We start from the raw sequence: 22,586 nt of genomic DNA, 5'->3' as shown, positions 1-22,586 counted from the left end.
CTACTGCTGAGTGTCATTTGTCCCATTTTCCGTACCTGGGGCTGGATAGTATGCCTGAAGTCTGGATAGTGCCTCTTCAAAGCGCGTCTGCACATCTTTTTCCCGATGCGTAATCTTCTCAGCTTCATACAATGTGCGCCCAAAGCGAAAGAAGCCTTCTTGCTCAACATGAGCCACACGCGGTAGCGTGCTAGGAGCTGGGAAATGCTTCTGGCCTAGTGGATAGGGCATATGGAAAGAGAAGACGAGATCTGGAATAGCCTCGGTCTGAATCTCTAGCAAGTAGAGCGAGTAGTAATCCTTCTCTTCGGCGTAGAGACAACGCGGGCAAGCTTTGACCTCCTGTGTGTTCAAGCTCAAGTACTCCCAGATGCTCTCGTAATATCCCTCTCTTTTCTCTTCATAATGAGTTTCGCAGAGGTGCAGCGAGATTTTATGAGGTTCTGGTGGGCGATAAAAAGAGAGGCGCGCATATGGTGTTTGAGCAAGCAGGCGCATAGCCTTATTTTTGTGTTGGTACCAGGTATTTTTCTGTTCCAGGTAGCGTGTTGCATATTTGGTGGCACGTCTGCTTTTGAGCTGGTTCTCCTTGGCCCAGCGGGAACTCCAGACGGTCCAGTATGCCAGCTCCAGAGTCGCAACAAGCCCGGATGATCCATGGCTCTGCCATTGCATTATTAAAGCCTGCCAGGCATCTTGCTGTTCTTTCCGCAGGCGTTGATGTTCCTTGCGGCTCTCGGCGCTCTTTTGTGATCCCGCATGCCGATTTTGCTTTGTGCGAGTAGTATGCTCGCCTCGCCATTTTGCTACATCCTCCTGGGTGATTGCCAGAATCATGCGGCGGTCATGCACCGGGTAGTCAAGTGTACGTCCGGCTTTTCTAAATTGGCGATGGGTGAGCACTGGTAGTTTGCCTTCCTCAATCCAACGGCGGCGCTCAAGAAGCGTGCATTGAAGCAGTGTTTGCGCCTCTACCGGCTCAACCGCCAGTTCCTCCGGATACATTTCTAGCAAATGTTGCCATGCTGTAGCATCCTCATCGATCAGCTTCATAAGACGCTCCATTACCTGTTCCTTAGATTCTTTGAGCTTATGATCCAGTCCCAGAAACGCCAGGATCTGCGCCTTGGTAAGCGTTCTATTGAGTTGCTGTGCCTCCATCTTCTCCTCCCATACCATCATCAAAATTGTGCTCTATCTTTTCTATACACTGCTCATTGCCAAAAGCGGAAAGCAAATAACGTCATTTCTGGTTGATGGTGTGATGGTCCCCCGGGCTGCCATAGGCAGCCCGGGGGACATCACACCATCAACCCTGGCGAGCGCCGCAGGCACGAGAGGTCATGCATATAGTGTGCAATAGAAAAGGGAGCGAGCGGGCTGGGAAAGTCAATTTCCCAGCCCGCTCGCTCCCTTTTCTATTAGAGCTACTTGTTAGGAAGGATTCTCTTTGAGAAGCTGCTCTAGTTTCTGGGTATGCAGGCGGCGTATACTTGCGCGCTCAATAATGGCGCGCTCCTCGTCGTCCGCTGGCTCTAGGGGCGGAATGGGGGTTGGCTTGCGGTTTTCATCAAGGGCAACGTAGATGACGTTGCTGCTGGCGATCTTACGTACCTCGCGTGTAATGAGGTCCTCCGCTGTGACCTCGACGCCGACATCCATGCTGGTGCGGCCCGCATAATGTAGCTCGCAATGTACGGTGACCACATCGCCAATGAAGGCGGGGGCCAGGAAGTCGAAGCGCTCAACTCTGGCCGTCACGACGTAGGGACGATGGCAGTGCTTGATGGCGACGACGGCCGCGGCTTCGTCTACCATTCTCATGATCACACCGCCGTGGACGTTGCCCTGGCTGTTGGCGTCGATCAGTTCCATGTTGCGGCGTGTGGTGCTGCGTGAATAGGCGATGCTATGCCCCTGGGTCAGGTCAACCTCAGGTAGGTTCTTATATCTATTAGCAATTCTCTCGAATGGATTCATTGGCTGTGACTCTCTCCAGCAAACGATATTTGTGTAACAATATACTTCATTATCTCATCACCAACAAGGCTGTGCATATGTAGCTGGCTGCATATTTCTATCCAGGGCAACAAAAAACTTCCCACAGGATCGCGGGAAGTTTTTTGTTGTCTGACTTACTTCTGAGCTAGTCTTCGCGGGCGCGTGAGCGCTCGTTCTGTGTCAGGTAGCGTTTGCGCAGGCGAATGTTCTTCGGCGTAACTTCAACCAGTTCGTCGTTGTTGATGAAGTCCAGCGACTGCTCCAGACTCATCAGAATTGGCGGTGTCAGGCGTACCGAGATGTCAGATGTGGAGGAGCGGATATTGGTCTTCTGCTTCTCTTTACACACGTTGACTACCATGTCCATGGGGCGTGTGTTCAGGCCAATGATCATTCCCTCGTACACCTGGGTTCCCGGCTCGATGAAGGTATCACCGCGCTGCTGGGCGTTGTTCAAACCATAGGTGACGGCGGTTCCTAGCTCGGAGGCCATTAAGACACCCATGCGTGTGGTACCCATCTTACCCAGCCAGGGTTCGAAGCCGATCAACAGACTGCTCATAGCGCCGTTACCCTTGGTCAGGGTCAGGAAGCTATTGCGGAAGCCGATCAAGCCACGGGTTGGAATCTTGTACTCGATGCGTACATTGCCGTAGCCGTCGCTGGCCATATTCGATAGCTGGGCTTTACGTGTGGCCAGGACCTCGGTCAGGGCGCCGATATACTCGTCCTTTGTATCAATGACCAGGTGCTCAAAAGGCTCAAATGTATGCCCATGCTCATCCTGGCGCGTGATGACCTCGGGACGCGAGACCTGAAACTCGTAGCCCTCACGGCGCATGGACTCGATCAAGACGGAGAGGTGCAGCTCGCCACGACCCGAGACGATGAACTCATCGGGAGAGTTACCGTCCTCGACGCGCAGGCTGACGTTGACCTCCAACTCGCGATAGAGGCGCGCACGCAACTGGCGCGATGTGGGGTACTTACCCTCGCGTCCAGCAAAGGGGCTGGTATTCACGCCAAAGGTCATCTTCAGGGTTGGCTCTGAGATGGCGATGGTCGGCAGGGCCTCTGGCTGCTCTGGATCGGCAAGCGTCTCACCAATATTGGCATCCGAGATACCCGTAACAGCAATGATATCGCCCGCCTGGGCCTCGTTGATCTCGATGCGCTGTAGGCCACGGTTGGTAAAGACCAGGTTCACCTTCTGGCGGCTCACATCGCCATCGCGTGTAATACGGGCCACACTACTGTTGGGAGTGATACGCCCACGTGTGATACGTCCAATGGCGTACTTGCCCTTGTAATCATCATAGTCCAGGGCCGTGACTAGCATCTGGAAGGGCGAATCCATGTCGACCTTCGGTGCTGGAATGGTATTGATGATGGTCTCGAAGAGTGGCTCAAGACTGACGCGCTCATCATCGGGATTGCGCATGGCGACGCCTTCGCGTCCAATCGCATAGAGCACGGGGAAGTCGAGCTGCTCATCGGACTTGGCTAGTTCCAGGAAGAGGTCCTGCGTCCATTCCAGGACCTGGTCGATACGCGCGTCTTTGCGGTCGATTTTATTGATAACTACGATTGGTTTCAAGTTAAGCTCAAGCGCTCTTTGCAGCACGAAGCGTGTCTGGGGCATGGGGCCCTCAGCAGCGTCAACGAGTAGGATACAACCGTCGGCCATATTCAGTACGCGCTCAACCTCACCACCGAAGTCGGCGTGTCCAGGTGTATCGATAATATTGATCTTGGTATCGTGATAGTTTACAGCGGTATTCTTTGCCAGGATGGTAATGCCACGCTCGCGTTCCTGGTCGTTTGAGTCCATAATCAGTTCGCCGACCTGCTGATTCTCGCGGAAAATGCGGCTCTGCTTGAGCAATCCATCGACAAGCGTTGTTTTACCGTGGTCGACGTGAGCGATGATCGCTACATTGCGGATGTCGGTTCGTTCTTTTAGCTGATTTGGGGTCTTTTCAGGGGTTGCCATAGTTGTCTCGGTATCAGTAGCGTCAGAAATTTGCATGGTAATAGCGTAAACTCCTCAGGGGGCATAAGAAAACCGGACGTCCACGGCGCCCGGTGGATAAAGCAAGCAAGTAAATGGACCGACAATTCCAAGCTACATTGTAACGACTCCGCTCACCTTCGTCAAGGCAAGCATGAATTAATGGGTAGTGTATATGGAGGTGGTTCCAGGTACCGCCCGGAACCACCTCCATATACACTACTTCACTTCTTGAGCGCCGCAGGAGTGAATAGGCCTAGAAAAACGTGCGCGACTGCGCGGGATGCGTTCTATTTAATGCCTGGTCAACGCTGTAGCAAGCCGTGATCAGTGAAAGATGCGTAAAGGCTTGGGGGAAGTTTCCCAACGCCTCACCCGTAGGACCAATTTCTTCTGCGTAGAGTCCCACATGGTTCGCGTAGCTCAACATCTTCTCCAGCATCAGGCGCGCTTCCTGGACGCGACCTGCCCGTGCCAGTGCCTCCGCCATCCAGAAGCTACATGGGCTAAACGTTCCCTCGGTGCTGCCCAGGCCATCGGGTGCGGCCTTCTTTGGATGATAGCGGTGAACCAGGGAGTCGCTACTCAAATCACGCTGGATGCGTTGAATCGTGCTCAAGATGCGCGGATCGGTCGGACCCGCGAACTTTGTCAAGACCATAAGTAGCGAGCTTGCGTCTACTGCATCACTCCCATAGTATTGAACAAAGCTACCAATTTTTTCATTCCATCCCTTGCTCATGATCTCTTGATAGATCTGGGCGCTTGTGCGTGTCCAGGTATCGACGGGCGCGGGTAAACCCCGGTGGCGAGCCAGGCGTAGACCACGATCAAAGGCGACCCAGCTCATCAGACGTGAATGCACAAAGGGCTTGGGACCACCACGTACCTCCCATATTCCTTCATCGGGCTTTTGCCAGTTATCCTTTAGCCAATTGAGCAAACGGCACAAATTTTCCCATAGATCGTAGGAGATTGAGGCGTACTGATTATAAATGTAGATGGCATCCATCAGTTCGCCATAGATGTCGAGCTGTACCTGTGAGTAGGCCCCATTCCCAATGCGTACCGGGCTGCTTTTCTTGTAGCCTTCGAGATGGTCCAGGGTAAGCTCGCTCAGGTCGTGTTTGCCATCGATGGTATACATTGGTTGCAGCATCATCTCGTTATTTTTGAGTTCATGACAGCGTGTGTCGAGCCAGCCCATGAAGGCCTCGGCCTCCTGGGTGAAACCCAGTGTGAGCAGGCTATAGAGGCTGAAGGCGGCATCACGTAGCCAGGTATAGCGATAGTCCCAGTTGCGTGCGCCTCCCAGCGTCTCGGGAAGGCTGGTGGTTGGGGCTGCGACAATAGCCCCGGTCGGAGCATAGGTGAGCAACTTCAGGACGAGGGCCGAGCGTTGCACCATCTCGCGCCAGCGCCCTTGATACTGGCACTGGGCGAGCCAGCTCTGCCAGTAGGCCATGGTTTCGTTGAACTCGGCGCGATAGTGCGCCTCCGAATGATCCTGGGGCGCGATCTCATCGCAATTGGTGCTTTCGAGGATGAAGCGTGCGGATTGCCCCTGGTGCAATACAAAGTGAGCTTCTACGCCACCCTCATCGTTTGCCTGCAAGGGAACGGAGGATACGAGCGCCAGGCACATGCTCTGACTATGAAAAATGACGCCTTCCCTATCATCGGCGAAGGTCAATGTATGGGCGTCGCGAGCATAATTGAAGGCTGGCTGACAGACCATGTCAAATGAAAGCGAGCCGCGCACCACGGAGACCGAACGCACGATATGATGCTGGCGATGCGAGCGTTTGCCGCGTTTAATGGGCATAAAATCCGTAATCTCAGCAACGCCATCAATGGTCAGAAAGCGTGTAATCAAGATGTTGGTCTCGGGCAGGTAGATCTGCTTATGCCCCATGTTAGGCGTCTCGATGGGGGCGATGCGGAAGCGCCCGCCTTTCTGGGTATCAAGCAGCGCGCCAAATACGCTGGGCGAGTCGAAGCGAGGAAGGCAACACCAGTCAACCGAACCATTCTTGCCGACCAGGGCTACGGTGTGCAGGTCGCCAATGACGGCATAGTCTTCAATGGGTAGGTAACCATTTGCCGAGCGGTTGAGGGTCGTGGGCTGCGAATCTATAGCCATAGGAATCCTTTCGTCGTAATCTCTTCTACCTCTTATTAGAGATATACGATTAGTGATCGCCAAATAGACATATTGATATAGCTATATTGATCTCTAATAGGAGAAAAGGGTGTGGTGGTGGTTGCGATCTGCAACCACCACCACACCCTTTTCTCATTCGTAACTTATATATAACTACTTAATCTTCGCGAGGATTTGCTGTACCATATTTTTGAGGTCCAGGTGTGAGCGGGCATCCTGGCTGCCCAGGCAGGTGAGGTCGCTGCTCGTCTTGCCCTGGTAGGTAATCGTAGTTGAGGTACCAAAGGAGGCAGATTTCAGGCAACCGCGTTGGGGAATCTTGCTCACGTCGCCTACTGCCTGCAATGCGGTATGAAGTCGCTGGATGGCGAAGGTGCCAGCAGGAAAGGCCTTATCCTGGTAGGTGCCAAAGTGTGTTTTGCCTTTCTGCGTATAACTCAGGCTGCCACTGCCATCGCTATGAATCACCAGCGTATAGCCGGGGGTATTGGTCGAGCCAGAATTGGTAATGGTGGCCAGGGAGCCACCAGTCGCTGCGCCAGAGCCGTGTCCCTTGGAGGTAGTATCAAACGCCGACATCGCTGTTATTCTCCCTATACTCATGGATGCAACGATAATAACTAGAAGGAGCGCTATGGTTGTGCCTCCTATCCATAATACGCGCCTCCCTGGTAAAAAGGAACGATGTCCAGGGGTATTGATGTGATGAACTGACATAAATTGCACCTCTCCAGGATCAGGTTATCGCAGGTAGACAAGCTTGGTTAAGTCGTTATTGCTATCTATGAACTCTTTGCGTTCGTCGTAATGACGTTATCGGCGGGAGAAAAGTTCCCATGGATTGCTGCTATGCCGTTGGACGAATGTAACTCTCTTCCCATAAACAAATTGTAGGGTCCAGGCTTGCTTGGCTTCCTCTCGCCGCTAGAGAGAAAAGCCCTCGTCCTGGTGATATACTCCAAATTGATGCACCATTAAGTTTACGCAAGGAGAATATACCCTATGCAGCCATCCACACGTATCCTGGCCGTTGATGTTGGGACCGGAACCCAGGATATCCTTTTGTTTGAGAGTGGCAAAGAGATGGAGAACTGCTTCAAGCTGGTTATGCCCTCGCCCACTGTCATTATCGCTGAACGCATCAAGCAGGCAACAAAAGTGGGAAAACGTCTGCTCTTAACAGGTGTTACGATGGGTGGTGGTCCCTGTCACTGGGCCGCCCGCGATCACGCGCTGGCAGGCTACGCCGTAGCTGTCACGCCTGACGCTGCTCGCACCTTTGATGATGACCTGGCGGGCGTCGAGCGCATGGGTTTTGAGATCATTGATGATCAAGAGGCCGAGCATCGCGCCGCGCAAAATGATACCGTCCATATCGAGATGCAGGACTTCAATGCCCAGGCTATTCTGACGGCTTTTACGGCCTTTGATGTCGATCTCACCGTCGATGCCATTGCCCTGGCGGCCTTTGATCACGGGGCCGCGCCTCCTGGATATAGCGACCGGCGTTTCCGTTTTGACTTTATTACAGAGACGGTTCGGCGCCGCCCCTCACCCAGCGCCTTTGCCTACCTGGCCCAGGATATTCCGCCCTCACTCACGCGCCTCCATGCGGTGGCGCAGAGCGCCCGGCGCTATTTAAGTCTGAGCGGATCACGCCCGGATGCGCCTCTGCTCTTGATGGATACCGGCTCGGCGGCGGCGCTGGGTTCGCTCGAGGATGCCAGGGTACGCGAGCAGCGTGAGTCTATTCTCTGCAATATCGGCAATTTTCATACCCTGGCCTTTCACCTGCGTGATGGCGAAATCATGGGCATTTTTGAGCATCACACGGGGGAGATTGATCGCGCACGCCTGGAAGAACTGCTCCGTAAACTGGCCCAGGGCACATTGACTAATGAAGAGGTCTTTGCAGATAGCGGCCATGGAGCCTTGATTATCAAACGCTCGCATGAGACAAGCACTCAGCCGGGTGGGAAATTACCCTTTCTCTCGGTGACGGGACCGCGCAGGGCGCTGCTGGATGGCTCTGAACTCAAACCCTATGCCTGTACGCCTCACGGGGACATGATGATTACTGGCTGCTTTGGCCTCTTACGCGCGCTCGCGGACAACAATCCCGTGCTCGCTCCAGCCATTGAGCCAGCGCTACTACCTGCCTTCAAGCTGTCCTGAATACTATCCAGTTTGAGACGCTCCCCGGCCCTGCCAACCTGGGATTGTGCGCCTCTCTCGCTTGCCCTGGTCTATGTTGTTGAGCCTTTGTCCTGGACAAGCGTGTGCAGGTGCTGTGTTTTCTATGTGTATATGGAAGAAGCGTTTGGGCGTGCTTAATTCATAGGCTTGCCGTGAGGGGTGAGGAATGGGATCGGTTACGAGTTCTGCGTTGGGGCTTGAGAGGAACATCGGCAGCGGTTTGGACACGGGTGACTTTTTCGCGGATTAACGATATCTGTGAATGGACGGCCTGGCGGGACTGCTGGAGTTTTCGCGCTATCTCAGAGGGGCGTTCATTAGCAACGATGTACTGGCATATTATTGCTTGCTTCTCAGTCAGACCTATGGCCGGGTGATCAAGAGCCAGGCGCGCCATATCTTCCAATTGACCATAACGACTACGTCGATAATCATTCAGGTCGTCCGGAGAGAAGAGCCATCGGTCGACGACACGTACTCCTGGTATGCGTCCTGCCTCAACCAGGTGCATAAAGTGCCAATAGCTCAGATCGAGGTGTTTTGCCGCCTCGTGAGTTGTCATCATGCCATTGAGATGCTGTAGGTTACGATGTAGATCGCTACTCCTAAGGACCATTGTCGGACGCCTTTCTACGGGTACAGCCGTGAGTTAAAAAGTGCCTGGCAAAAGACATTCTTAGTTACACTGAGTATAACATAGGAGCTTATCGTAGTTCAAGCTTGGAAATTCCGCAAATAGTCAAAAATAGGGAACGCTAGAGAATGCGGAGAACTTAGCCTTTGGGATAGTATTTCGCTCATCTCCGCATCCCAGTAGAGAAGATAATACCTAGCGACCCAGGTCAAATAGGCCCTGAAGGCGCGTTGCCAGCATCATGTCGCCAGTCAGCTTGATTTTGCCTGACATAAAGGCGTTCATTGGATCCAGTTTTCCTGCCGTGATGTCCAGCCAATCGGTATCCTTAACAGTGAAAACCACGTCTGGCTTCTCGACGCCGCCCTCAATCAACTGGCAGGTCTGGTTCTCAATTTTCGCCGCGTACGATCCAGCCTGCTCGCCAGTGATATTAAACTGAAAGGTCTTGTTGAGTCCCGCTGACCCTTCCGGCTTGAAGCGCGATTGTAAGGCCTGGAATGTTTCTGCTACTGTCATTTCTTTTCTCCTTTGAATACGAGCAGGTAATTCCCTGCTGGCTATAGTATAGTCATAGAAACGCCAATGCCTTCAAGAACGCTCGCCTCGGCAGATGGCAATGAAGAATCCTCCAGGATAGAGCCCGGCTCTTGTATACAAAGTCCTCTAATGATATGCTGAAGGCAACAAGACGTCATTGACGTGAACACAAGATGTCGTAGAAAGAAGTAGGGGGTCCTATCATGTCTGGTGAGCGGATTGCGCGCAAGGTAAAGATCGAGGGCGGCTATCTCAATTTCAGCTCGGCCCACTTTATCACCTATGGTGGCAAGTGTGAGCGCTTGCATGGCCATAATTATGGTGTCCTGGTCGAGGTTGAGGGGACGTTGGGCGAGGATATGCTGGTCTTTGATTTTACTGTACTTAAACGCTTGACTAAGGAGATCTGCAAGCGCCTTGATCACCGCTTCTTGCTGCCCCTCCACAATCCGCACCTGCAATTGGCCTCCACCGAAGATGAGTGGGAGGTGCATTTCGCTGGCAAGCGCTATATCTTCCCACGCGCCGATGTGGCGGAGCTACCCATCGATAATTCGACCGCCGAGCGCCTGGCCGAGTATATTTGCAACGAACTCTGCCGTGAACTTCAGGCTTTTAACACCTCTAATCTCTCCTCTATTATGGTCGGCGTCGAAGAGGCCCCCACACAGATGGCTTACTATAAGCTCTCGCTTAACGAGTAGTCGTAAGGAGAAAAATAGCAGGTTCGCTTGAAAGCGAACCTGCTATTTTTCTCCTACTTTTCTTATCCCTGGCGTACGGCTTTGAGCCATACGGCCTGGGCGGCGGCAACTGCCTTGCCCGGCTGAATGTTATATCCCAAATACGCCAGGCTGTTCTCAACAGCGCTTAGCGCGACCAGGACGTCATTGGGAGTCATATAGCCCATGTGCCCGATACGGAAAATGCGCTCTTTCAGGGTTTTGCCCTGGCCCGCGGCATAGATGACGCCGAAGGTGTCGCGCGCAACCTTGAGGAAGGCCGCGGCCTCAACGCCCTCTGGAACCATGACGGCGGTCAGGGTATCGGAGGCAAATTGCTCTTCTGTGCACAACAGGTCGAGTCCAGCGGCCTTGATGCCTGCGCGGCACATCTCACCCATGAGGTGATGGCGCTCCTGCACCTGCTCCCAGCCCTCTTCCGCCAGCATGTTCAGCGCGGCTTGCAGGCCATAGTAGAGCGAGATGGGGGGCGTTTGTGGGGTCTGACCCTTGTCGTAGCTCTTGCGGTATTCCTTCAGGCTGAAGTAGAACTTGGGTGTATGCGCCTCTTCCGCCTGGGCCCATGCTCGCTTGCTTGCGGCGATGATCATCATACCGGGAGGGCACATCAGGGTTTTCTGTGAGCCGGTGAAGGCGACGTCTACGCCCCACTCATCCATGTGCAGTGGCAGTGCGCCCACGCTGGAGACGCCGTCGACGAGGACGAGCGCGCCATGTTTTGCGGCCTCGGCGGCGATCTCTTTCACGGGATTAAAGACGCCGGTGCTGGTCTCATTATGTTGCAGGCAGACGGCTTTGATGCTGCCCTGGTGCTTGCTGAGCACCTCGGCAACCTCGGCTGGCTTGGCGGCGGTTCCCGGCTCGTAGTCCAGGTGCTCGACGGCATAGCCCAACTCCGCGTTGGCCTTGGACCAGCGCTCACCAAAATCGCCAATCACGACGTTGAGCACCTTGGCGCCTGCGGGCACAAAGTTGACCATCGCGGTCTCCCAGCCACTACTACCCGAGCTTGCCAGGACGTAGACCTGCTCCTGCGTGCGGAAAAGCGCCTGGAGCTTACTGGCAACGTCTTTTGCCAGCACGCTAAACTTCTCGCTGCGGTGATTGATCATGGGCATGGTCATGGCGGCGGCAACCTGCGGGGGAACAGGCGTGGGGCCTGCTAGATGTAGGGCAACTTTCTCTTTGAGCATGTGTATCTCTCCCTCGTTTCAGCAAACAAAAAAGGCACCATCAATCTGGTGCCCAGCCCAGGCGAGCGGCTGATACATAAATTAAACTGTTCTCCAGGCTTCCCCGTGGTAATCCACGTACGCGCCAGTTACCGAGAGAACACGGAATGTGTCTACTTTCTTCTTCCAGTATACCAGATATTCTGCATTTTTCCAGGGGCTGTGTGAGTCAGGTCCTCAAGATGAGAACCCGTCTCTTGCAGCCCTGGAGCTTTTGTCGCGCCTAGCGTGTAATGAAGTCGCGGCCGATGGCGTGCGCCACTGCCTGCGCCTGTGGCATCAGTTCGTTGAACTGCTGAATGGTCAACGACTGTGCGCCATCCTTCAGCGCCTCGTCGGGATTGGGGTGTACCTCGATTAGGAGGGCGTCGGTTCCCGCGGCGATAGAGGCCAGCGTCATCGGTCCCACCAGGTGACGGTGACCTGTGCCCTGGCTGGGATCTGAGATGATCGGCAGGTGCGAGAGCGTCTTCGCGACGGGGATGGCGCTGATGTCCATCGTGTTGCGGGTCGCCTTCTCGAAGGTACGGATGCCGCGCTCACAGAGGATAACGTTTTTATTGCCCTGTGAGAGCACGTATTCAGCCGCCAGCAGCCACTCTTCGATGGTCGCCGACATGCCACGCTTCAGTACGACGGGCTTATTGGTGCGCCCAATCTCGTCCAGGAGCATGTAGTTCTGCATGTTACGCGTGCCGATCTGGAGAATGTCGGCGTACTCGCAGACCATGGCTACATCGGATGGGGTCATGACCTCGGTAATCACGGCCATGCCAAACTCGTGGCGCGCCTTCGCCAGCAACTGAAGGCCCTTCTCACCCAGGCCACGGAAGCCGTAGGGGGAGGTTGAGGGCTTGAAGGCACCACCACGCAGGATGACGGCTCCGGCCTTGCGCACGGCCTCGGCGGCGGTCATCAATTGTGTCTCCGTCTCAACGGTGCAGGGGCCCGCCATCATGACGACGTCTTTGCCGCCAATTGTAACGCTGCCACCGGCGACACAGGCCGCGGGTACCTCGACCGTGGTATTCTCAGGGTGAAACTCGCGACTGGCAAGCTTGTATGGCTTGGAGACGCGTAGGACATTGTCTACGCCGGGCAGACCCTCGAGAGAGTCCTCCAGGCCCGGAGTGATGCCGCCGATGCCACTGGGCAGGCCCGCGTTACTGGTTTGCCCCAGCACACCAATAACGGTGCGCTCGACGCCCTGTGAGAGGTGTCCCGAAAGTCCATGGTTCTGCAAAAATTTCAATACGTGCTGTATTTCTTCGTTATTACTATGCGCTTTCATAACGACAATCATGAGTCCTTCTCCTTCTTCTCGCAAACAATTGAGTACGAGCAAACAGCGCTCGCGCTCCGGCCACCGTGACCACCTTGTCATAATTGCCGGGTCGATACAACTTACTTCTTCTCCGAAAACCCTGAGCGTGCTTGCCCCCGAATGGGGGAAGCGCTAGACCCGCCAGTGACGTTGGGTTTCGAAATAAGATCTTTGTCACCAACCTGCTTTTCTCTGTCGGTGATGAATAACAATAACTTGAGCCTGCCTGGACCTCTATCTGGCCTACACGCCCTATTTGTGTAGACCGTAGCTTGGGCGCAGGCGGATAGCTTCGTGCAAATACACGTGACGCATCTCGGCGTTGCTGCGCGTGCTGTTGACATGCAGCAGGACGCGGATGCACATTCCCAGGCTCTCAGGCACGGGAATCTCGCGTGCGCACATCAGCGGTACCTCGGTCCAACCGATCTCGCGTGCCGCTTTCGCGGGGAAGCAGGCATCAAGATCCTCGGTCAGCGTGAAGAGCGCGCTGGCGATATCTTCAAGCTGAAGCTCATTCTCGCTGACGAGATGCTCCAACAGCTCTCTGGTTGCCCTACAGATCTCTTCCTCGGTGTTGTTCTTGACCGTTGTTGCGCCACGTATTCCTCGACAGTAGACCACTATGCTTTCACCCCTTTACCGGTTAAATACTCGCCCTTCTTGACCAGAAGCACTGGTAAGCAAGAACGAAAGTGTCTCCATTGTAAGGGATGAAGGCAAGGTTCTTCCAGTCCGCGATGCTACTGTTGTAGGCGTGGTATCTGCAAGTAGCCGCGTACGCCAGTAGCGGGCCAGCATATACCACGTCTACAACCACATTCCCTCCTTTTTTCTCTTTCCTATTTTGCCCAGTTCCTCTAGACAAATATCCCTTATTAAATATTCCTGGTTCCCTGGTGCAGACTCTGGATATAGCTTTTGACTGCCCCAGGTTGCTCCTCTTCGCTAGTGCGGTCGATCAGGTTGACCAACGCGCTACCAACGACCGCTCCATCGGCTATGCGACTGATCTGCGCGATATGCTCAGGAGTCGAGAGGCCAAAGCCGACCGCGATAGGTACCTGCTTTGCTTCGGTATAGCGCCGGATGCGCGCGATAAAGCTCTGCAGATGCGCTGGTAGCTCGGTGCGTGCGCCGGTGACGCCACTCAAAGAGACGCAGTAGACAAATCCGCCCGGTCCCTGCGCGACCAGTTCGACGACCCGCTCCATACGCTCATCCTTGATGGTTGGCGGGATGAGGAAGATAAGGGCGAGACCATGGCGCGTGGCTGCCTCGCGCAACGGTTCTGCTTCGTCTGGGGGGAGGTCTGGCACGATGATACCACAAACCCCATGCTGGCGCGCCTCGGCGCAGAAGCGCTCCAGCCCATAGGCCAGAATCGGGTTGTAGTAGCCCATAAAGACAAGCGGCGTCTCGCTTTGAGCGGAGATGCGTTCCGCGACGCGCATGCAGCCGCGAATCGACATCCCGCGTTCGAGGGCGACGTGTCCTGCGTGCTGGATGGTCGCGCCATCGGCCAGGGGGTCGCTGAAGGGCAATCCTAGCTCAATGATGTCTGCACCTCCCTCTATGGCCGCCTGGATAACGCGCACGCTCTGCTCTTCGTTGGGATAACCACACATAAAGTAGGGGATTAGTACGCCCCGCCCCTCCTCTTTGGCGCGCTCAAAGACGTGCGTGATGCGCGCCGCTGGCGACGCGATGGTTTCCTGTCGTCTCTCCATAAATCACTCCTCGTTTGCTTCGTCCGTTATCCTGGGATGGCTGGCGTCCAGGATGGTTGCGGTGAGCCGTGTTTCGTCTCCTGCCGCGTAAGTGCTTAGTAGCTCCTGAAGCTCTGCCAGGGCCTGCTCAATGTCTGCTCGCCCCTCGGCATGATGCGCCTCAATAGTAATGATGGCGCTGGTCGTGCTCTCCTGGGCTGCGCTTGGCTCGCTCTGGCGCCAGCACCAGCGTCTCGCGATGACCAGGCCCTGCTCATCCGAGAATACGACCTCGCCTACCTCCGGATGCTCGACTTCGTCTGCGCCCAGCAGGATGTAGCGCTCGCTGCCATCCGCGAAGTGGACCGTGACCTTGCCGGTGATGGACTGAATATCAAAGACCGCGACCGGCAGGCCATAGCGGATGCTGACCAGGTTGCCGATATCCACCATCGTATTGATGCAGGGAATATCTCCCTTCTTGGTCAGGCGGCGCAGCAGGGCCTCGGCGGCGCTGCGGTACTGCGTAGGCTCGACGCCAAAGCCACGAAAAGCCGTGCGCCAGGCCGCCAGAGATGGCAACTGGCTGAGCGGAGTCTTGCCAATGCGTTGGATGACTGCCTGCTGCTCGTTGAGATAGGCATCACGCAGCTTTTCAGGTGTGGGGCCGTTGTGCAACCCGCGTGCCAGGATCACGCCCCCAACTACCTGGGGATAGCGCGCCAGTAGATCCGCGCTGTAGCCAAATGACATCATGTCTCCCTTTTCTCTTCTGTTTCTACAGGCTTACGTTCAGTGCCTTCGCGACGGTGATCATATCCTTATCGCCGCGCCCGGAGAGGTTGACGAGGATCAGTGAGCCTGGGGCGATCTCGCCGCGCTCTCCCATCTCTATCAAGTAGCCAAGCGCGTGCGATGACTCCAGTGCCGGGATGATACCCTCGGTTCGGCTCAGTTCTTGCAGGCCGCGCAGGGCGGTGGCGTCGCTGGCGGCTCCATAAGTGGCACGTCCGCTGTCTTTCATATAGCTATGCTCTGGGCCGACGCCGGGATAGTCCAGGCCTGCCGAGATGCTGTGTGTGTCAAAGACCTGTCCATCCTCATTCTGGAGTAGGTAGCTCATGGCTCCATGTAGCACACCCGGCGTTCCCGCGACGAGCGTGGCCGCGTGTTCTCCCTGCTCCATGCTGCGTCCCCCAGCCTCCACGCCGATTAACTTGACCTCGCTGGCATCGGCGAAGGGGTAGAAGATGCCTATGGCGTTGCTGCCGCCTCCCACACAGGCCAGGATCATGTCGGGAAGCCGTCCCTCAAAATCTTGAATCTGCTCGCGCGCCTCGGTACCGATGACAGATTGGAAGTCGCGCACGATGAGAGGATAGGGATGGGGGCCTGCGGCGGTCCCAAAGAGGTAGAAGGTGCTCTCGGCATTGGCGACCCAATCGCGGAAAGCTTCATTAATGGCATCTTTCAGTGTGCGCGAGCCAGTATCGACTGAGCGTACCTCGGCCCCCAGGAGCTTCATGCGAAAGACATTGAGCGATTGGCGCTCGATATCGACGGACCCCATGTAGATGATGCACTCTAGCCCCAGCATGGCGCAGACCGTGGCCGTGGCGACGCCATGCTGGCCCGCGCCCGTCTCCGCGATAATACGCTGCTTGCCCATGCGCTTCGCCAGGAGCGCCTGCCCCAGGGCGTTGTTGATCTTATGTGCGCCCGTATGCGCCAGGTCCTCGCGCTTGAGATAGACCTTGACATCTGGTGCGACGAGCTTTGAGAAGCGAGGGACGTAGTAGAGTGGTGTGGGACGACCCACATAGTGCCGCAGGTACGCTTCTAGCTCGGCCTGGAAGGCTGGATCTTTGCGTGCCTCCTCATAGGCTGCTTCCAGCTCGGCAAAGGCCGTGGAGAGGCTCTCAGGGATAAACTGGCCGCCATATGCGCCAAAGCGTCCCCGCTGATCGGGATAGCGCTGGTGCTGATACTGTGGCGTCTTTTCCTCTTGTGCTTGCATGCGTATTATCTCTTTCTAGTCGTTCTCAACGCGCTTGTAGGGTCCATGCTGGCATGGACTCGCCCGGCCCGCAGGCCGATATCCAGTTGCTGGGGGCAGTCGCTACGCTCGGAGGCCGAGCAAGCTCTGCCCCTACAGGCTGGTGCGTACCTGGCTCAGGAAGCGCTGAATTTTCTCGGGATCTTTCTGTTTCTCGCTTTCGACACCGCTGCTGACATCGACGCCCCAGGGCTGAACCTGTTTAAGGGCCTCGCTGACGTTCTCAGGTGTCAAACCGCCCGCCAGGAAGATGCGTTGCTCCTGTGCTGCCTGGCGTGCCAGTTGCCAGTCAGAGACCTCGCCTGTTCCGCCCCACTGTGGTGTTGGCGTGTCTAGCAGGAGCCGCCACGCAACCTCGCGATAATCCCGCAACCTCGCCAGGTCGTCCTTCGTACGCAGGCTCAAGGCTTTGATGACGGGTCGCTTGATACGCTGGCAGAACTCGGGTCTCTCATCCCCATGAAGCTGTACATATTGCAAGCCAGCCTCCTCCGCAACGTCGTTGATAAAGCTGGCCTCCTTATTGACGAAGACCCCAACGAGGTCAGGCACGCGTTGCCCCTTCTCCAGGCGCTGAGCGTAGCTGCTGCTCGCTACGATCTCGCGGACGTGGGCAGGCTCAATATAGCGGTGGCTTGGCTCATGAAAGATGAAGCCGAGCAGGTCCGCGTCTGCCTCAATGGCCGTGGTAATATGCTCCGCCTGGCGTAGGCCACAGATCTTGACTTGCGTGCTCGCGTTTGCCCCTCGCAGAAGACTCTGGATTTGCCCTGATATATTTTTTGAGACGACCAGGGATTCGCCAACGAGCATGCCCTGGACATCGTAGCGCGCCATGCGCCGGGCGTCCCCCTCGTTATGAATGCCGCTCTCGGCGATAACAATGCGGTCGGCCGGAATCTGCTGGCGCATATCGCGAATGAGATCCGGGTGCATTTTAAAGGTCACCAGGTCGCGGCTATTGACGCCAATGACCAGCGCCCCGGCCTCGACGGCGCGCCGCACCTCTTCCTCGCTGTGCGCCTCGACCAGGCACTCCATGTGCAGGGAGCGCGCCAGCCCTAGCAGGTGGCGTAGCTGAGTATCATTTAGCAGCGCGCAGATAAGCAGGATGGCGTCCGCCCCCCAGGCGCGTGCCTCGTACACCTGGTAGTCATCGACGATAAAATCTTTGCGCAACACCGGGATCTTCACGGCCTGTTTGATGGCTTGCAAATACGCGGGCGAACCCAGGAAGAAATGCGGCTCGGTAAGGACTGAGATGACTGCTGCCCCATTGGCTTCATAGGTTCGAGCCAGCTCTACGGGAGTGGCATCCGTAAAATCATGGATGAGCATGCCCTTCGAGGGCGAGGCGCGTTTCACCTCCGCGATCAGGTGCATCTCTGAGCGTGGCTCGAAAGCCCTCGCGAAGTCGCGTGGCGGCTCCTGTGCCCTGGCCTGCCGTTGTAGCTCCTCTAGTGGTACCTCTTGTTTACGCGCTTCGAGGTCGAGACGCGTTTGTGTGACGATGCGATCAAGAAACATATTTTTACCTGGCAATCGATTGTGTATACTCTATAACATCGGCGAGGGTGCGCCTGGCTTTACCTTCGCGTAGTGCGGACTGGGCAAGTTTGATGCCTTCATGGATCGAAGGCACAAGGTCATTGGCATAGAGCGCCGCCCCCGCGTTCAGGCAGAGCATATGCGTCTTCGGGTTGTCGCTATAGTCGCTGAGGAGCGTACGTAGCATCTCGGCGCTCTCGGGCGCGTTTGCTCCCTTAAAGGCGGCGCGGTCGCTGATCAGGGGTAGGCCAAAGTCCTCCGGCGTGATGCTGTATTCGCGCGTTTCCGCGCCCTGGCGCACCTCGCAGACATAGGTTGGCGCGCTCAGCGAGCATTCGTCCAGGCCATCGGCTCCATGCACAATGAGAGCATGCTGGCAGCCCAGGCGCAACAGAACCTCGCCCATCTTGCGCATCACGCTACGGTCGGGAACGCCCAGAACCTGGTAGCTGGTGTGCGCCGGGTTGGTGAGCGGGCCAAGGATGTTGAAGATGGTGCGAATGCCGACCTCGCGCCGGGTGGGACCAATATATTTCATGGCCGGGTGATAGGCTGGTGAGAACATAAAGCCGAATCCGACCTCGTCGACGCAGCGCGCGATCTCCCGCGGCCCCAGATCAATCTTCATGCCCATGGCCTCCAGCACGTCCGCGCTCCCACAATGGCTGGTGGCCGAACGGTTACCGTGCTTGGCGACCTTTGCTCCCGCCGCGGCGGCGATAAGACCCGTGCCCGTGGAGACATTAAAGGTTCCTGCCAGGTCGCCACCCGTGCCACAGGTGTCGAGTGCTCGGGCCTGGCTCTGCTCATCGAGATGGACCTGGACGGCCTTATCGCGCATGACGCGCGCCATGCCCGCGATCTCTTCAATGGTCTCGCCACCGGGGCGTATACGCAATACTGCCAGGAACGCGCCCATCTGGGAGGGCGTGGCGACTCCCGTCATCAGTTCTTCCATGACTTCGGCGGCTTCATCCTCGTTCAGGGTACCGCCGCTGGCGATATGCCCGATTGCCTCTCGTATCATTGCTCGCTCTCTCCTCGTTTTCTGCCTGTCGGCCTCGTGCCCCAGGCGTCCTTACCGGGTTAAAAAATTGCGTAACAACTCTTTGCCTGCTGTTGTGATGATAGATTCGGGGTGAAACTGGACGCCCTCCACGGGATACTCGCGATGGCGCAATCCCATAATCAGGCCGTCCTCCGTCTGGGCCGTGATCTCCAGTGCCTCTGGCAGGGTTTCACGCTCGACGATGAGGCTATGGTAGCGCGTGGCCTCAAAGGGTTTTGGCAGTTCTTGAAAGACGCCCTGGTTATCATGATAGATGAGGGCCGTCTTCCCATGCACCGGCTCTGGCGCGCGAATAACGCGTCCGCCATACACCTGTCCAATGGCCTGGTGTCCCAGGCAGACGCCCAGCAGCGGCGTGCGCGCGCCAAAGCGTTCAATCACCTGGCACGAGATGCCCGCTTCATTTGGCGTGCAGGGCCCCGGCGAGATGACGATGCGCTCGGGATGGAGCTCCTCAATCTCGTCAAGCGTGATCTGGTCATTGCGCTTGACGAGGACCTCCGCGCCTAGCTCTGCCAGGTACTGGTAGAGGTTGTAGGTAAAGCTGTCGTAGTTATCGATGAGCAGCAACATCTTATTGGTCCTTCCCGCTGGGTAGCGCGACCGTGGCGGCATGCGCCTGGAGATATTCGCGCGTAATGTTCTCGGCCTCGTCTACGGCGCGCATCTGGGCGCGGGCCTTGTTGACACTCTCCTGGTATTCCTTGGTTGGGTCCGAGTCGGCGACGACACCACCACCAGCCTGCACATAGGCCACACTATCTTTGATTACCATGGTGCGCAGGGCAATGGCCGTCTCCTGGTTCCCGTTATGGCTAAAGTAGCCAACCGCGCCCGCATAGAGTCCGCGCTGGTCGCCCTCCAGCTCGCTGATGATCTCCATGGCGCGAATCTTGGGCGCGCCCGACACCGTTCCCGCCGGGAAGCCCGCGCGCAAGGCCTCAAATGGCGAGACATTCTCTCTCAGCTTGCCTGTGACGTTCGAGACCAGGTGCATGACATGTGAGTAGCGCTCAATGGTCAGGAATTCATCGACCTTGACGCTGCCAGGCTCGCTCACGCGTCCTACATCGTTGCGCCCCAGATCTACCAGCATGACGTGCTCCGCCTGCTCCTTGGGATCCTGGCGCAACTCGTCGGCCAGTTGCTGATCACTGAGGTAGTCTCCGCCTCGCGGCCGTGTGCCCGCGATAGGTCGAATCGTGACCTCCTCGTCTTCATAGCGCACCAGTAGCTCTGGCGATGCCCCCACCACATAGAAGTCTTGCAGGTCGAGGTAGAACATATAGGGTGAGGGATTGATGGCTCGCAGCGCCCGGTAGACCGTAAAGGGGTCAGCCGTGATGCGGCGGCTGAAGCGTTGCGAGGGTACAATCTGGAAGGCGTCGCCCGCTTTGATATATTCAATCGAGCGGCGTACCATCTCCTCGTACTCTTCCTGTGTGCGATTGGAGGCCCAGGGCTCGGATTTCTGCTCCAACTGCTCCGGCTCTGGCAGGGGAACGCGTACCGGCTGGCGCAGGCGCTGCTGCACATCCTCAAGGATGGCACTGGCCCGCTGGTATTCGGCTTGCAGGTCTGGCGCGCCCAGGTGCAGGTGCGTGATCACGCGCACGCGCTGCTTGACATGGTCAAAGACCAGCACTGTCTCAGTAAAAATAATCACCGATAGGGGCAGATCAAGTGTGTTTTTGGCGGGTACGGGCACGCGCTCAAAGCGCGAGACCGCCTCATAGGAGAGGTAGCCGACGCTGCCACCGAAGAACTTGGGCAGTTCGTTGGGCGCCATATCGGGTGGCAAGACCAGTCGGTACTGGCCTAACTCCTGCTCAATCAGGGTCAGGGGATCGTGGCAGGGAACCTCTTCTCGGCGTGTGTTGATCTCACCCCGCTCATTCTTGCTCATCTTGAGCAGGGTCGCGGTCTCTTCGCGGTGCACCATGACCATGTAGGGGTCAATGCCGATGAATGAATAGCGTGCGACTTGCTCTCCCCCGGTGACGCTTTCGAGTAGAAAGCTATAGGGATTCTGGGCCGTTTTGCAATACGCGGAAACAGGGGTCTCCATGTCGGCCAGGATATCACAATAGAGGGGCAGTATGGGTCTGCTCTTGCTGACATCCTGACTACCCGTCTCTATGTCGTGCAGCCTTTGAATTTCGGCGAGCGATGGCGAGTATAGCATGCTCAAAATCCTTCTCTCTGTTCTGGCGGAGCTTCTGAAGTGATTCACTTCAGAAGCCCTTTCACTTTGTGTTAACCCAGACCTACAACTGTTTTGACGTTGCGAACTGTCTCCTGCGCGATGGGGCGAACCGCGTCCGCTCCTTGCTTAAGGATGTTCTCCAGTTCACCCATATCATTGATATATTCGTAGTAGCGCTTCTGAATGGGTTCCAGCGTGGCGACGAGCTGTTCGATGAGCGTGGCCTTGAAGTCTCCATAGCCCTTGCCCTCGAATTCGGCCTCGATCACCGCCTGCTCTTTGCCCGTGATCGCCTGGTAGATGCCTAGCAGACTGGTGATGCCGGGGCGCTGGGGATCAAACTTCACCAGGCGCTCAGAATCTGTCTGCGCGCGCCCGATCTTCTTCTTAATGACCTTGGGATCATCCAGCAGGTTGATGCGCGACTGCGGATCGGGATCGCTCTTGCTCATCTTCTTGGTTGGCTCGCTCAGCGACATAATGCGCGCCGCGACGTCGCGGATCTGTGCCTGTGGCAGCGTAAAGACCGGCTGCTTGTAAAGGCTATTGAAGCGCTGGGCGATATCACGTGTCAGCTCGACGTGCTGACGCTGGTCATCACCAACGGGGACATAGTGCGCGTGGTAGAGCAGGATATCGCTGGCCATCAGGACCGGGTAGCTATACAGGCCGTTGCTCACGCTATCCGGATCATCCGCCGCCTTGGTTTTGAACTGCGTCATGCGATTCAACCAGCCCATAGGAGTGAAGCAATTGAGAATCCAGCTCAGCTCGGCGTGTTCCTGGACGTGCGACTGGACAAACAGTTTGCAGTGTTCCAGGTCCAGTCCCACTGCCAGGTAGAGCGCGGCCAGCTTGCGTGTATTCTCGTGCAGCTCTCTGGCGTCGATGGGCAGGGTAATCGCGTGCAGGTCAACGATACAAAAGATGTTTTCGTACTGTGCCTGTCCCTCGACCCAGTTGCGGATGGCTCCCAGGTAGTTGCCCAGGTGAATATTTCCGGTCGGTTGCACACCCGAAAAGGTGCGTTTCTTCACGGGAGGCTTGCCAGTTCCCGCCGCTAGCTGCTCAGTGGCTTTCACATTCATCTCAATCGTCATTGCTCCATCTCCATAAACTTCCTCTCGAAAACCTGAGCGCGAAGCGCTAGCCA

20 protein-coding genes and 1 riboswitch are annotated in these 22,586 nt (G+C 56.4%); of the genes, 2 read left to right on the top strand and 18 right to left on the bottom strand.

Going from position 1 to position 22,586, the window contains the following annotated elements; all coding sequences use genetic code 11:
• The 5 genes from KTE_RS05270 to KTE_RS05250 all read right to left on the bottom strand — a co-directional run bounded on the left by KTE_RS05270 (position 1) and on the right by KTE_RS05250 (position 6,755).
• Complete coding sequence (locus KTE_RS05270) at positions 1–1,182, bottom strand: hypothetical protein (protein ID WP_374226799.1); 1,182 nt, start codon at positions 1,180–1,182, stop codon at positions 1–3.
• A gap of 252 nt (positions 1,183–1,434) precedes the next feature.
• The gene (locus KTE_RS05265; RefSeq protein ID WP_201379265.1) at positions 1,435–1,980 is read right to left on the bottom strand and encodes an acyl-CoA thioesterase; all 546 of its coding nucleotides are present in this window, start codon (positions 1,978–1,980) and stop codon (positions 1,435–1,437) included.
• A 166-nt stretch (positions 1,981–2,146) separates the two neighbouring features.
• Positions 2,147–3,994 (bottom strand): translational GTPase TypA, encoded by a 1,848-nt coding sequence (gene typA, locus KTE_RS05260; RefSeq protein ID WP_201386981.1) that lies wholly within the window; start codon positions 3,992–3,994, stop codon positions 2,147–2,149.
• A gap of 274 nt (positions 3,995–4,268) precedes the next feature.
• Positions 4,269–6,155: a glycoside hydrolase family 15 protein gene (locus KTE_RS05255; RefSeq protein ID WP_201379263.1), complete on the bottom strand. Its 1,887-nt coding sequence runs from the start codon at positions 6,153–6,155 to the stop codon at positions 4,269–4,271.
• A gap of 174 nt (positions 6,156–6,329) precedes the next feature.
• The gene (locus tag KTE_RS05250) at positions 6,330–6,755 is read right to left on the bottom strand and encodes a hypothetical protein (protein WP_201379261.1); all 426 of its coding nucleotides are present in this window, start codon (positions 6,753–6,755) and stop codon (positions 6,330–6,332) included.
• 423 nt (positions 6,756–7,178) lie between these two features.
• Here KTE_RS05250 and KTE_RS05245 point away from each other — a divergent pair, with 423 nt between their 5' ends.
• Entirely contained in the window at positions 7,179–8,351 is a 1,173-nt protein-coding gene (locus tag KTE_RS05245; protein WP_201379259.1) for a DUF1786 domain-containing protein, read from the top strand.
• A 160-nt stretch (positions 8,352–8,511) separates the two neighbouring features.
• On the opposite strand, the gene KTE_RS05240 is transcribed toward KTE_RS05245, so the two are convergent.
• Together KTE_RS05240 and KTE_RS05235 are read right to left on the bottom strand one after the other, a co-directional pair.
• Complete coding sequence (locus KTE_RS05240) at positions 8,512–8,988, bottom strand: helix-turn-helix domain-containing protein (protein WP_007905702.1); 477 nt, start codon at positions 8,986–8,988, stop codon at positions 8,512–8,514.
• A 213-nt stretch (positions 8,989–9,201) separates the two neighbouring features.
• Positions 9,202–9,525: an SCP2 sterol-binding domain-containing protein gene (locus KTE_RS05235; protein WP_201379257.1), complete on the bottom strand. Its 324-nt coding sequence runs from the start codon at positions 9,523–9,525 to the stop codon at positions 9,202–9,204.
• A 224-nt stretch (positions 9,526–9,749) separates the two neighbouring features.
• On the opposite strand from KTE_RS05235, the gene KTE_RS05230 reads away from it, so the two are divergent.
• Complete coding sequence (locus KTE_RS05230; RefSeq protein WP_201379255.1) at positions 9,750–10,250, top strand: 6-pyruvoyl tetrahydropterin synthase family protein; 501 nt, start codon at positions 9,750–9,752, stop codon at positions 10,248–10,250.
• 62 nt (positions 10,251–10,312) lie between these two features.
• Here KTE_RS05230 and KTE_RS05225 read toward each other — a convergent pair whose 3' ends face one another.
• The 11 genes from KTE_RS05225 to trpS all read right to left on the bottom strand — a co-directional run bounded on the left by KTE_RS05225 (position 10,313) and on the right by trpS (position 22,521).
• Positions 10,313–11,482 (bottom strand): alanine--glyoxylate aminotransferase family protein, encoded by a 1,170-nt coding sequence (locus KTE_RS05225; RefSeq protein ID WP_201379253.1) that lies wholly within the window; start codon positions 11,480–11,482, stop codon positions 10,313–10,315.
• A 48-nt stretch (positions 11,483–11,530) separates the two neighbouring features.
• Positions 11,531–11,624: riboswitch (ZMP/ZTP riboswitch) on the bottom strand.
• Positions 11,625–11,744: 120 nt separating this feature from the next.
• Entirely contained in the window at positions 11,745–12,824 is a 1,080-nt protein-coding gene (gene aroF, locus KTE_RS05220) for a 3-deoxy-7-phosphoheptulonate synthase (RefSeq protein ID WP_201379251.1), read from the bottom strand.
• A gap of 273 nt (positions 12,825–13,097) precedes the next feature.
• Positions 13,098–13,469, bottom strand: a complete 372-nt coding sequence (gene aroH / locus KTE_RS05215; protein WP_201379249.1) for a chorismate mutase — start codon at positions 13,467–13,469, stop codon at positions 13,098–13,100.
• Positions 13,470–13,723: 254 nt separating this feature from the next.
• Positions 13,724–14,575 (bottom strand): tryptophan synthase subunit alpha, encoded by an 852-nt coding sequence (gene trpA, locus KTE_RS05210; protein ID WP_201379247.1) that lies wholly within the window; start codon positions 14,573–14,575, stop codon positions 13,724–13,726.
• Between the two features lie 3 nt (positions 14,576–14,578).
• On the bottom strand, positions 14,579–15,310 hold the full coding sequence (locus KTE_RS05205; protein WP_201379245.1) for a B3/4 domain-containing protein: 732 nt from the start codon (positions 15,308–15,310) through the stop codon (positions 14,579–14,581).
• A 22-nt stretch (positions 15,311–15,332) separates the two neighbouring features.
• A complete protein-coding gene (trpB, locus tag KTE_RS05200; protein ID WP_201379243.1) occupies positions 15,333–16,571 on the bottom strand; it encodes a tryptophan synthase subunit beta in 1,239 nt (412 codons plus the stop codon).
• A 132-nt stretch (positions 16,572–16,703) separates the two neighbouring features.
• The gene (gene trpCF, locus KTE_RS05195) at positions 16,704–18,137 is read right to left on the bottom strand and encodes a bifunctional indole-3-glycerol-phosphate synthase TrpC/phosphoribosylanthranilate isomerase TrpF (protein ID WP_201379242.1); all 1,434 of its coding nucleotides are present in this window, start codon (positions 18,135–18,137) and stop codon (positions 16,704–16,706) included.
• Positions 18,138–18,141: 4 nt separating this feature from the next.
• The gene (trpD, locus tag KTE_RS05190) at positions 18,142–19,185 is read right to left on the bottom strand and encodes an anthranilate phosphoribosyltransferase (RefSeq protein ID WP_201379241.1); all 1,044 of its coding nucleotides are present in this window, start codon (positions 19,183–19,185) and stop codon (positions 18,142–18,144) included.
• A gap of 51 nt (positions 19,186–19,236) precedes the next feature.
• Complete coding sequence (locus KTE_RS05185; RefSeq protein ID WP_201371701.1) at positions 19,237–19,800, bottom strand: aminodeoxychorismate/anthranilate synthase component II; 564 nt, start codon at positions 19,798–19,800, stop codon at positions 19,237–19,239.
• 1 nt (position 19,801) lies between these two features.
• Positions 19,802–21,412: an anthranilate synthase component I gene (gene trpE / locus KTE_RS05180; protein ID WP_201379240.1), complete on the bottom strand. Its 1,611-nt coding sequence runs from the start codon at positions 21,410–21,412 to the stop codon at positions 19,802–19,804.
• A gap of 71 nt (positions 21,413–21,483) precedes the next feature.
• Entirely contained in the window at positions 21,484–22,521 is a 1,038-nt protein-coding gene (gene trpS / locus KTE_RS05175; protein WP_201386979.1) for a tryptophan--tRNA ligase, read from the bottom strand.
• Positions 22,522–22,586: the final 65 nt, after the last annotated feature.

It is taken from the genome of Ktedonobacter sp. SOSP1-85 (genome assembly GCF_016587415.1).
Classification (GTDB): domain Bacteria; phylum Chloroflexota; class Ktedonobacteria; order Ktedonobacterales; family Ktedonobacteraceae; genus Ktedonobacter.
The sequence above is the reverse complement of the archived record's forward strand: the minus strand, read 5'-3'. Positions and strand labels throughout refer to the sequence as shown.

Excerpts from the sequence above, each read along its gene's own strand:
- typA (WP_201386981.1), bottom strand. The coding sequence starts at position 3,994 with ATGGCAACCCCTGAAAAGACCCCAAATCAGCTAAAAGAACGAACCGAC.
- trpS (WP_201386979.1), bottom strand. The coding sequence starts at position 22,521 with ATGAATGTGAAAGCCACTGAGCAGCTAGCGGCGGGAACTGGCAAGCCT.
- KTE_RS05225 (WP_201379253.1), bottom strand. The coding sequence starts at position 11,482 with ATGCTCAAAGAGAAAGTTGCCCTACATCTAGCAGGCCCCACGCCTGTT.
- trpB (WP_201379243.1), bottom strand. The coding sequence starts at position 16,571 with ATGCAAGCACAAGAGGAAAAGACGCCACAGTATCAGCACCAGCGCTAT.
- KTE_RS05235 (WP_201379257.1), bottom strand. The coding sequence starts at position 9,525 with ATGACAGTAGCAGAAACATTCCAGGCCTTACAATCGCGCTTCAAGCCG.
- KTE_RS05250 (WP_201379261.1), bottom strand. The coding sequence starts at position 6,755 with ATGTCGGCGTTTGATACTACCTCCAAGGGACACGGCTCTGGCGCAGCG.
- aroF (WP_201379251.1), bottom strand. The coding sequence starts at position 12,824 with ATGATTGTCGTTATGAAAGCGCATAGTAATAACGAAGAAATACAGCAC.
- trpA (WP_201379247.1), bottom strand. The coding sequence starts at position 14,575 with ATGGAGAGACGACAGGAAACCATCGCGTCGCCAGCGGCGCGCATCACG.
- KTE_RS05270 (WP_374226799.1), bottom strand. The coding sequence starts at position 1,182 with ATGATGGTATGGGAGGAGAAGATGGAGGCACAGCAACTCAATAGAACG.
- trpCF (WP_201379242.1), bottom strand. The coding sequence starts at position 18,137 with ATGTTTCTTGATCGCATCGTCACACAAACGCGTCTCGACCTCGAAGCG.
- trpD (WP_201379241.1), bottom strand. The coding sequence starts at position 19,185 with ATGATACGAGAGGCAATCGGGCATATCGCCAGCGGCGGTACCCTGAAC.
- KTE_RS05185 (WP_201371701.1), bottom strand. The coding sequence starts at position 19,800 with ATGTTGCTGCTCATCGATAACTACGACAGCTTTACCTACAACCTCTAC.
- KTE_RS05255 (WP_201379263.1), bottom strand. The coding sequence starts at position 6,155 with ATGGCTATAGATTCGCAGCCCACGACCCTCAACCGCTCGGCAAATGGT.
- KTE_RS05245 (WP_201379259.1), top strand. The coding sequence starts at position 7,179 with ATGCAGCCATCCACACGTATCCTGGCCGTTGATGTTGGGACCGGAACC.
- KTE_RS05205 (WP_201379245.1), bottom strand. The coding sequence starts at position 15,310 with ATGATGTCATTTGGCTACAGCGCGGATCTACTGGCGCGCTATCCCCAG.
- trpE (WP_201379240.1), bottom strand. The coding sequence starts at position 21,412 with ATGCTATACTCGCCATCGCTCGCCGAAATTCAAAGGCTGCACGACATA.
- KTE_RS05240 (WP_007905702.1), bottom strand. The coding sequence starts at position 8,988 with ATGGTCCTTAGGAGTAGCGATCTACATCGTAACCTACAGCATCTCAAT.
- KTE_RS05230 (WP_201379255.1), top strand. The coding sequence starts at position 9,750 with ATGTCTGGTGAGCGGATTGCGCGCAAGGTAAAGATCGAGGGCGGCTAT.
- KTE_RS05265 (WP_201379265.1), bottom strand. The coding sequence starts at position 1,980 with ATGAATCCATTCGAGAGAATTGCTAATAGATATAAGAACCTACCTGAG.